The sequence below is a fragment of the Desulfosarcina cetonica JCM 12296 genome (assembly GCF_001311845.1).
GTDB classification, from domain to species: domain Bacteria; phylum Desulfobacterota; class Desulfobacteria; order Desulfobacterales; family Desulfosarcinaceae; genus Desulfosarcina; species Desulfosarcina cetonica.
Genome location: NZ_BBCC01000217.1, coordinates 1 through 9,673, shown reverse-complemented (window position 1 = coordinate 9,673; position 9,673 = coordinate 1). Strand labels below are relative to the sequence as shown.

Here is a 9,673-nt window from a genome sequence, read left to right as displayed (position 1 = left end):
GGGCGATGTGGCGGATGAGCAGGGGCAGGTCGCCCCGGCGTGCCGAAAGGGGCGGCAGTTCGATGCGCATGACGTTGAGCCGGTAGTAGAGATCCTGGCGGAAAAGACCCCGCTCGACCAATTCGTCAAGCTTGCGGTTGGTGGCCGAGATGATGCGCACATCCACTTTTCGCGTGTGACGACTGCCCAGCGGGTAGAATTCGCGGTCTTCCAGCACGCGCAGGAGCTTGGCCTGCAGGGCGATGGGCAGATCGCCGATCTCGTCGAGGAAGATAGTGCCGCCTTCCGCCTCCGAGAAACGTCCGGGTTTGTCGCGCTCGGCGCCGGTAAAGGCCCCTTTGACGTAGCCGAAAATTTCCGACTCGATCAGATTCTCGGGGATGGCGGCGCAGTTGACCTTGACCAGCGGCTTGGCGGCCCGTTGGCTGGCCGAATGGATTACCCGGGCCAATAGATCCTTGCCCGTACCCGTGGCGCCTTCCACCAGGACGGTCGCATTGGTGGGCGCAACCACGGAGACCATCTCGAAGATACGATGCATGGCCGGGTCCTTGCCGATCATGTGGTGGAACGTGTGGCGGTCGCTGATGGCTTGGTCGAGCTGCTGGGCCAGGGTCATGTCCTGAAAGGTTGCCAGCCCGCCGATAATCACGTTCTTTTCGTTTCTCAAAGCCAGATAGGTGGCGCGGATCGGCACCCGGACACCATCCTTGTCGATCATGGTGCCCTGGCAGCCGTTGCGGGCCTTGCCGGTGGCGATGCACGTCTTCAGCAGGCAGACATCCGTTGCGGCCTCGCCGGCGAAGAGCTTGGTACAGGACTGGCCCAGAACCTGATGACGGTCGTAACCCGAAATGGTTTCGGCCGCGCGGTTGAAGAAATTGATCAATCCGCCGCGGTTGACGGAAAAGATGCCCACGTCCAGATTGTCCAGCACGTTCGTGAGGCGGCGCTCCTCATAGTGCAGGCGGTCGATGAGCTGCGTGATGGGGGAGTGGTCCTGGAGAATGGTCATGCAACCGGCGATGGATCCCTGTCCGTCGGTGATCGGTATGGCCATGCGCGTGATCAGGTGCCGCCGGTTTTCTTCATCGGTCACCTCCAGGTCCGGATCGCGGGGGGCATGGGCGTCCGGGTGGTTGAGGACGCATTCCATGGTGCAGGGAACGCCGGTAAAAACCTCGCGGCAGTCGCGCTCGACGACTTCCGATTCGCGCAATCCCAAGAGTGCCTGGGCGCTGAGATTGATGGCCGTGATTCGGCGCCGACTGTCGGCGACAAAGGCACCGATGTTGAGTTCGTCCATGACGTCCAGCCAATGATCGCAGCGGATACCCAGCCATTGCCGGGTTGGACGGGAAGACGCTTTCATGATGGTGATCCGGGGGGGGGATCGTCGGCCGGGATAGGGGCAACCGGATGGTGAAAACGGTTCCCCGTCCGGGCGTACTTTCCACCGACAGGGTGCCCCTGTGGCGTTCGATGATGCCGTAAGTGGTGGCGAGCCCCAAACCGATGCCGGTGCCCTCCGGTTTGGTGCTGAAGAAGGGCTCGAAAATATGCCCCATGTCCTCGGGCGGGATGCCGTGTCCGGTATCCTCCACCGTCAGCCTCAGCACGCCGGCGGGCTTGTCGACGCCGGCACTCAGGGTCAGTGTCCCGCCGTCGGGCATGGCGTCGATGGCGTTGAAAATCAGGTTGAGCAGGCACTGCTGCAACTGGTTGGCATCTCCCTCGATGGGCGGAAGATCATCGGCAACATGGGCTTGCAGGCTGATCTTGGCCAGCTCCAGACGATGGCCCGCCAGTACGATGCTGCGGGAGAGCACCTCATCCATGGCCACCGGGCCGGTGGTGATCGGGGACTTGCGCGAAAAGGTGAGCAGGCTGGAAACGATCTTGGCGCAGCGGTCGGTCTCGGTCTCCACCAGCGACAGGTATTCGACGAACTGCGCCTGCTTGCCGGCGGGCAGGGGGCCTTTTTGCAAGGTGCGCAGCATCAGGCGGACGTAGTTGAGAATTCCGGCCAGGGGATTGTTGATCTCGTGGGCCACGCTGGCGGCCAGCCGGCCCAGGGACATCATCTTGTCCTGGTGTAAGAAGCGCGCCTGGTCGGCCATTTCCTGCTGCAGGCGATGGATGCGGCGCAGATCACGGAAGAAACAGACCAGACCGGCCGGCTGATCCGCATCGGACAGCACGGTCGCCGCCAACTGCACCGGCACCGCCTGACCCGCCTGATCCTTCAGACGGGTATCGTAGAGCATCAGCCGGCCCGGACCGCCGTGGCCTGGCCCAACCAGATCCCTTTCAAGACGCCGGTACGCCTCGGGTGAAAAGAAATCCGCCAGGCTGCGTCGGCCGATGAGCTGGCTGCGGTCGACCCCGAAAAGGGTTTCCATGCTTTGGTTGACGGTGATGATGCGGTTGTCGGCATCGCAGCCGCAGATACCGTCCATGGAGCTCTCGATGAGCCGTTGCAGGTAGGCGACGGTTTCTTCCAGCTGGTGGGTCGTCTGGTCGAGACCCCGTTCCAGCCGGCGGGTATAGTCCTTGAGCTGTTGGCGTGTGGCGAAGCGGTGGGTGGCCCGTGACAGCGCCACCATCAAGGCATCGGAATGGATGGGCTTGGTGATGAAGTCCGAAGCATCCAGCCGCAGGGCCCGGATGGCGGTCTCCATTTCACCGAAGGCCGTGGTGACGATCACCTCGGTATCGGGAAAACGCTGTTTGACCACGTCCAGGAATTGCAGGCCATCCATGCGGGGCATGCGAATATCGGTGATGACGATCTGGGGCGCGAAGGTCTCACAACAGGCCAGGCCATCCAGGCCATCGACCGCGGTCTCCACCCGGTAGCCGGCATCCATGAGGGTCAGGGCGGTGACTTCGCGGATATCGCGTTCATCGTCGATGATCAGCACGGACCAGTCGTCGGTGGTCATGGCGGTCTGTTCGCTCCCCGGCTGTGTGGATGATTCAGTCAGCGTGCAGATGATTAAACCGTGTTGGCCTCACCCGTTGTCGAGTTCATGACATATCAATCTATATCATAGGGAACGCAGCACGATAGATCAATTGTGATGTGAATTACATTTTTTTTTGTTATGAAATGTTATGTGACGCCAGTCACATCATTGGGTGACTAAACGTATTATAGATACACCAATACCACCGTTATAAACGCTGATTTCCGCCTCATGTTAAGATTGTCCGTCTGCCTCCAATGTGATCGGTTCAACTACTGCTGATCGATTGACCTTAATTTTTGAAAATTTCTTCTTTGGATGGGTCGTGTAAGTACAATCATATCTATTTGCGGCAATGTAAAAAAATCTCATTCGAATGGGCGCGAAAGAGAAAGGCCGCACAAAACCGGACTATTTCAATATGCGAAAGGAGAGGAAGATGGGCGTAATTCAGATGACCTATGAAAAGGCACGGTCAAAAATGCAGGCTGGCGATGTGATCGCCTTTGGGGGAAAGGGAGAATTTTCGGAAATCATCAAGTTTGCCACCTTTTCCGATGTTTCCCACGTGGGTGTAATTCTACAAACAAAGGTTACCGATGACGATACGGATAAATTCTTCAATCAGATTATCGAGTCAACATCGCTGCATGGGTTCAATGGCGTACATGTTTCAAGGTTCAGTGATCGATTGGATACCTATGAAGGAGAGTTGTGGTGGCTTCCCCTGAGCGAGGAAATTCGAACCCGTCGATTCAATCAAAAAACATTTTATGATTTTTTGTTCAACCAGGCCAAAAGCAGGAAAAAATACGATACGCCCCAGGCGATCAAATCTGCGCTGGATGCACTGGATACCCTTCCGTTCGGTGCCCACGGCCCGGGATACAACAGGGAAGATTTCAGCAAGTTTTTTTGTTCGGAACTAGTTGCGGCCGGCCTTGAGAAATCGGGTGCCGTCGGAACCGTGAATGCTTCCGAGGTGACACCGATCGATCTCTGCCGATGGAAGATCTACAAGGATTCCTATTATCAATTGAAAGGAGATTCTGAAAAGAAGATATCGCGGTATAACACCGCGAACCCCTCCGACTGGAATGTGTAAGGTCCGTAATTACAGCACAAAGTAAAAAGGAGGCATTCCCATGAGCGCAATATTCGGAGAAACATTGATATTTGGTCAGCAAAATGGCCCGGACATCGAGCTGCGCGTGTTCGGCGACGAGTTTTATGCCCGCTATGAAACCCTGCAAGGTTACACGGTGGTGTATGATCTGGATCTGGGCAAATACTGTTATGCCGCTCTGGACAACGGGCATTTCGTCTCCAGCGGTGCGCCGGTCAGCAAGCCGGTTCCGTCCGGGTTGCGGCGCAGCCTGAAAGAGAGTGGCCCCGTGCGCAACCAGAAGTTCAACCAGCGCTACACGGCCTTGCGTCTGAAAGAGAATTTCCTGAATGCCGCCTCCAACGTCATGCGTACCTACGGCCCGAACAGCGGTTTGCTGGCCGGACGGCAGGTGCCCATCGGACAAGTCAGGGGCCTGACCATCCTGGTCGATTTCCCCGACCTTGAGACGTCCATCACCGCGGATGATGTGACGGCCATGCTCAACGACCCCAATTTTTCGGCGCACGGCAATTACTGCTCGGTTCGCAAGTACTACGAGATGATGTCGTCCGGGAGGCTGACCTATACCAATCAGGTCGTGGGCCCCGTGCGACTCAGCCAGCAGCAAAGCTATTACATCAACAATTTGCTGGTGCCCGAAGCCATAGCGCTTGCCATGAGCGAACACCATCTGGATCCGGCCGCATTCGATTCCCGCGGGGAAGGTTTCATCGATGCATTGAGCGTCATGTATGCCGGTCGCAGCATGTATGCCGGCGATTTGTGGCCGCACAACGCGCAACTGAATTTGCGTATCGGCGGACACCGGACAAACTATTACACCATCCAGAGTCTGGGCCGCAACCGTATCGATCTGAGCATCGGCACCTTCGCCCATGAATCGGGGCATATGCTGTGCCGATTTCCGGACCTGTACGATTACGGCGAACGCGACGGTGATTTTGAAAAGAGCAGCGGCCTGGGGCAGTACTGCTTGATGAGCTGGGGGAATCATCTCAACGGCGGCAAGACGCCTTCCCCCATCTGCGCCTACCTGAGGGATCTGGCCGGCTGGTGTACCCGGGAAATTTCGCTCAACCGGGCCGGGGAATATCGGGTTGAACAGGCGGATTACGGCACGCTGTTGCGGTACAGCACCGACAAGGCGAATGAATACTTCATCGTCGAAAATCGCCTGCAGAACGGTCTGGACGCGTACCTTCCCGACGCCGGGCTCGCGATTTACCATTGCGACACCCGAGGCTCCAACGAATATCAGGACGGAACGCCTGACAAGCATTTTCAATGTGCGCTGGTTCAGGCCGATGGCCGGCTCGATCTCGAACGCAGCACCGAGGGCGGCGATGCGGGTGATCTGTATGCTCGATGCGACGGTGTTGCCCTGGCGGACACAACGGTTCCCAATGCCAAGCAATGGGACGGTGCTCCCTCGGGGATGTTGATTTCAGACGTCCAGCCTTCGGAGGGCATGATCATTTTTACCGCCGGAGAAATCGATCCGCCGCGCCGCGTTTCCGAAACCATCGTGGCCGATCTGATCATTCCCGATAACAACCCAGAAGGCGTGGCCAGTGCGCTGTGGATCAACCAGCCCGGCCGGCTGTCAAAAATCGCGGTGACGGTGGATATTACCCACACCTATCGTGGTGACCTGTACATTCGTCTTGCGTCGCCGTCGGGAAAAAGCGTCGACCTGCACCGTGACAAGGGGGGCAGCCTGGACAATCTGCACCTCGATCTGAATTCCGATCTGTTTGCGCCGCTTGCCGAATTGGCCGGCGAAAATATCCAGGGCGAGTGGAAACTGCGGGCCAGCGATCTGTTGAAAGACGACGTCGGCCGTCTCGACAAATGGGGACTCACCATCGACTTTGAATCTGTCGAACAGGTGGTCACCGGGTCGGTGGAACCGAACTCGGACATTCCGGATATGGATGAGAACGGCATTGCCAGCATTATTTCCATCAGCGAAACGGGCACCCTGGCGGCCCTTTCCGTGGATGTGGACATTTCGCACACCTATCGCGGCGATCTGCGCATTGAGCTGATCAGTCCGCGGGGAGGGCATGCATTGATCTGCGACAACAATGGCGATTCCGCGGATGATATCCGCCAGGTCTATTCCATGCAAACGACACCGGCATTGAAGACGTTCATCGGAGAGGAGATCCAAGGCGACTGGCGTTTGCACGTTCGCGATCTGGCTCGATATGATCAGGGCAAGTTGAATCGTTGGGCACTATCGCTTAAGATGATTGGTTAGAACAAGCGACATTTTTTTCATGGTTCGCTTTTAACCCTGTTTGGGAAAGGGAGGCTTTAACATGTACACGGTAAAATTCTACAAAGGCGATTATTTCAAGCGTCAAAACGATGCCAACCAGGACAAGGCCGTGGCCTATGTGGAGCACCATTTCAACAGCTTTACGGCGACGTCCAACTATGCCGTGGTGATCACCGGATCGAATGCGTCAACAACCAGCAAGAACTGGGGACGCTGGTATGCCAGGGAGGTTGCCGAGCACTTCGGCATTCCGGTCGGCGGGGATAACGGCATCAAGGTGGGCGGGTTTGGCGGTCGCGGTGACGGCAGCATCAAGCATACCGATATGCCGGCGGTTCTGCTGGAGCCGTTATTTGCCAGCAACCCCCAACACGCGGAAATCATCAGGAGCGAAAACGGGCAGTCGGCATTGGCACGGATCCTGGTTGAGAGCATTCGCCGGTTTTTCCCCGATGGTGGGTTGATTGCCTTCAGCGTCGGACACAAGTACAAAGATAGCAGTCCCCACGACCGTGGCGCGCCTCTTGCCGGCGGCGGAAACGAGGCCGATTTTGCCGAAAAGGTATTGGAAAAAGCCCAGGCGCTATTGCTCGCTGCCGACGCTCCAGCCGAAGGCCGGACCGTTCGGGTCATGCAGGGGGACACGCTGTTGTTTGAAAAGCGGATCGACGAGGATGCGGTGGTCACCTGGTCATCGGGTCGCGATCTGTTGTCCATTCCCGAGTAAAGGCAGGTTGCGCCATGGTCGTTCCCATCAGAATACCCGTTGCCGCCAGCAAGACGTGGTGCGCCAATCTCGGTGCCATGACCTTGGTGACGGTGACGGTGCTGGTGTTTGTCACGCTCATCTCGGGATGTACTTCCAAGCGGGGTGTTGCCGGAGACAAGGCGGTTGCAGCGGTTAAGGTCTATTTCTACAACGAACGTTTAGCGACCGACCCTACGGATTGTGCGGCGACCTTCGCCGTCGAAAGATATGTGCCGGCGACGCCCGATCGGGTCACGGCAACACTGCGCAGTCTGTTTCGAGGTCCCACGCCCAAAGAATCGGAAGCGGGGTATTGGTCGTTTTTTCTCGGACGAAACGGCGGGCTTGCTCAAGCGCGTCCGTGTCGAAAATGGAATCGCCTACCTGGATCTTAAGGACATGCGGCAGATTTTATCCGCCGCTACGTCAAGCTGTGGCAGTGCTGCCTTCTATTCGCAGGTAGAGCATACCTTGCGGCAGTTTCCGGCCATCAAAAAGGTCTTATATGCCATCGAGGGGGATCCCCGCGTATTTTATGATTGGATGAACGAGGCGTGTGGCCCGGACAATCAGGATTGCGATCCCTTCCCTTTCAGCAAGCGGTAGCTTCGTTGATCGACGGTATCGATGGCCCTGGTGAGTGGTTTGATTCATCCCAAGGGAATGACGCGCCGTTGGTCCATCGCCTTGTGAGAACACTGCTTGACGGTTTGTGAAAACATCATTAAAATAAGACATTCGCTCGTCGACAAGAAACCCAGTCGAACCACAATCCCATTGGCCCACCGTATGATCCGGTGGCCTGTTGATGTGCTGATCGATAGCGCTTTTCTTTACCGGAAAATGTGTCCGGTGCTCCTTTCCAGCCGTGCAGGTTTAACCCGACATCGATTGCCTTCTGCCATCAATGGCGTTTTCGCGACCCATTCATCGCCGAGGAATCGATGCCGCGGACTTCTTTTCCCCAAGGCACGGATGCCAAGGGTTACCCGGAAGGGCGTTACGCCAACGGTTTCAATTCGGGAACAGGGTTGACCCTGCATGGTCAACCGCCAATTGAGGTGCATTCGGGATGCAAACACGCGCGGGTTCGCTTGGGCCCGGCCAAAAACCCTATTCTCTTTTTTGACTGAAAGGAGAACGTTATGCCCAGCTATCTACACCCGGGAGTTTATGTTGAGGAGATTCCCAGCGGCGTCAAGCGATCGAGGGGGTCGGGACATCGACGGCCGCCTTCGTCGGGTACGCCACCAAGGGGCCCATGGCCCAGCCCACCCTGATTTACAAATGGGACACCTACGATGAGCAGTTTGGCGGCCTGCGCGACACCGGAAAGTCCGCTCAGGGCGACCCCATGGGGTTTGCCGTGTATAACTTCTTCCTCAACGGGGGCACCGCCGCCTATATCGTGCGCGTGACCCAGGACGACAGCGCCGACACGGCCGAGGGGTTTTTGCTCAATCCCGACGACAACAGCCAGATCATTCGCTTTGTCGCCGCCAACCCGGGGGCGTGGGGCAATGCGCTGGCGCTGCGTTTCGCACCCAAGGCGGACAGCACGACGTATTTTACTTTGAGAATCGGAGTCTTGGACGATGACGGCGAATTCAAGGAACTCGAGCGTTTTACCGACCTCACCGTGGCGGATGCGGGCGCCGCCGATTTCATCGAGAGCAAGGTCAACGATGCGTCGGCGCGGGTGCGGGTGGCGGTCCAGGATGTCACCACTTACCTGCTCGGGACCAGCACCAGCCAGGATCTTGGCACCGTCAGCGATTTCAGCGTCCTGAACAACAAGACCCTGACGGTCAGTGTGGATGCCACGGCCCGGCCCGTCGCCTTCGCGGCCGACGCCTTCGACAACACCAGCACCCTGGCCGACGTCGCGGCACTGATTCAAACCCAGGTCGTCGGCGTTGTGGTGGTCAACCCGGCGGTTGAGAATTTTACCTGCCAGGCACTGGGCAATCAGTTGGTGTTGACCTCCGGCACCCGCCTGCCGGCATCGGCGGTGGTGGTGACCGGACCCGGCGACGGCACCGATGCTTCCATCGATCTTTTGCTCGGCGTGGCCAACGACGGCACCGAGCTGACCGGGCAGGCCGCGTTGAACCAGCTGTTGTCCGGCGCGGCGGATGAAGTCTCCATGGGCGGCGGCTCGGACGGGACCCTGCCCGATAAGGCCGCTTATGATGCGGTGTTCAGCGCATTCGAAAAATATCGCGACATCAGCATCCTCTGTCTGCCGGGCCAGACCTGGAACACCGTCGGCGAACAGGCCATCATCGATGCCGCCGTGGCCCATGCGGAGAAGATGAAAAGCCGCATGGTGATCATCGATCCGCCGGTGGGCGCCGAATTCACCACCGAAAAAAGCGTCACCGACCTCGGCTTCAAACCCAAGACGTACGCCGTGGTTTATTACCCCTGGGCCAAGGTGGCCAATCCCTTTTACAACGCCGAGACCAATCCCGGCGTGCCGACCACCCTTCTGGTCGGGCCGAGCGCGTTCGCCGCCGGCACGTGGGCCAAGACCGACGGCC

Annotated in this window: 6 protein-coding genes and 2 pseudogenes; 6 read left to right on the top strand and 2 right to left on the bottom strand. The window is 57.9% G+C overall.

Annotation, left to right across the window (positions count from 1 at the left end; all coding sequences use genetic code 11):
- Both JCM12296_RS41075 and JCM12296_RS46155 read right to left on the bottom strand, forming a co-directional pair.
- Positions 1 to 1,306 (bottom strand): sigma 54-interacting transcriptional regulator (locus tag JCM12296_RS41075; RefSeq protein WP_177342741.1); only part of this gene is annotated, 1,306 nt, incomplete at its 3' end.
- Positions 1,307 to 1,415: 109 nt separating this feature from the next.
- Positions 1,416 to 2,945: pseudogene (locus tag JCM12296_RS46155) on the bottom strand (two-component system sensor histidine kinase NtrB); the annotation flags it as partial.
- 463 nt (positions 2,946 to 3,408) lie between these two features.
- Between JCM12296_RS46155 and JCM12296_RS29325 the strand changes: the two are divergent.
- The 6 genes and pseudogenes from JCM12296_RS29325 to JCM12296_RS29300 all read left to right on the top strand — a co-directional run.
- Positions 3,409 to 4,074 carry a hypothetical protein gene (locus JCM12296_RS29325; RefSeq protein WP_054700428.1) on the top strand — a complete coding sequence of 222 codons (666 nt, stop codon included), beginning with the start codon at positions 3,409 to 3,411 and terminating at the stop codon, positions 4,072 to 4,074.
- Positions 4,075 to 4,114: 40 nt separating this feature from the next.
- The gene (locus tag JCM12296_RS29320) at positions 4,115 to 6,361 is read left to right on the top strand and encodes a M6 family metalloprotease domain-containing protein (RefSeq protein ID WP_054700426.1); all 2,247 of its coding nucleotides are present in this window, start codon (positions 4,115 to 4,117) and stop codon (positions 6,359 to 6,361) included.
- A gap of 61 nt (positions 6,362 to 6,422) precedes the next feature.
- Positions 6,423 to 7,109 carry an N-acetylmuramoyl-L-alanine amidase family protein gene (locus tag JCM12296_RS29315; protein WP_054700425.1) on the top strand — a complete coding sequence of 229 codons (687 nt, stop codon included), beginning with the start codon at positions 6,423 to 6,425 and terminating at the stop codon, positions 7,107 to 7,109.
- Between the two features lie 14 nt (positions 7,110 to 7,123).
- Complete coding sequence (locus JCM12296_RS40435; protein WP_172684166.1) at positions 7,124 to 7,525, top strand: hypothetical protein; 402 nt, start codon at positions 7,124 to 7,126, stop codon at positions 7,523 to 7,525.
- Between the two features lie 4 nt (positions 7,526 to 7,529).
- Positions 7,530 to 7,736 (top strand): hypothetical protein, encoded by a 207-nt coding sequence (locus JCM12296_RS51640; protein ID WP_479690887.1) that lies wholly within the window; start codon positions 7,530 to 7,532, stop codon positions 7,734 to 7,736.
- A 655-nt stretch (positions 7,737 to 8,391) separates the two neighbouring features.
- Positions 8,392 to 9,673: pseudogene (locus JCM12296_RS29300) on the top strand (hypothetical protein); the annotation flags it as partial.

Coding starts and splice junctions, on each gene's coding strand:
- JCM12296_RS40435 (WP_172684166.1), top strand. CDS start 7,124: ATGGTCGTTCCCATCAGAATACCCGTTGCCGCCAGCAAGACGTGGTGC.
- JCM12296_RS51640 (WP_479690887.1), top strand. CDS start 7,530: ATGCGGCAGATTTTATCCGCCGCTACGTCAAGCTGTGGCAGTGCTGCC.
- JCM12296_RS29325 (WP_054700428.1), top strand. CDS start 3,409: ATGGGCGTAATTCAGATGACCTATGAAAAGGCACGGTCAAAAATGCAG.
- JCM12296_RS29320 (WP_054700426.1), top strand. CDS start 4,115: ATGAGCGCAATATTCGGAGAAACATTGATATTTGGTCAGCAAAATGGC.
- JCM12296_RS29315 (WP_054700425.1), top strand. CDS start 6,423: ATGTACACGGTAAAATTCTACAAAGGCGATTATTTCAAGCGTCAAAAC.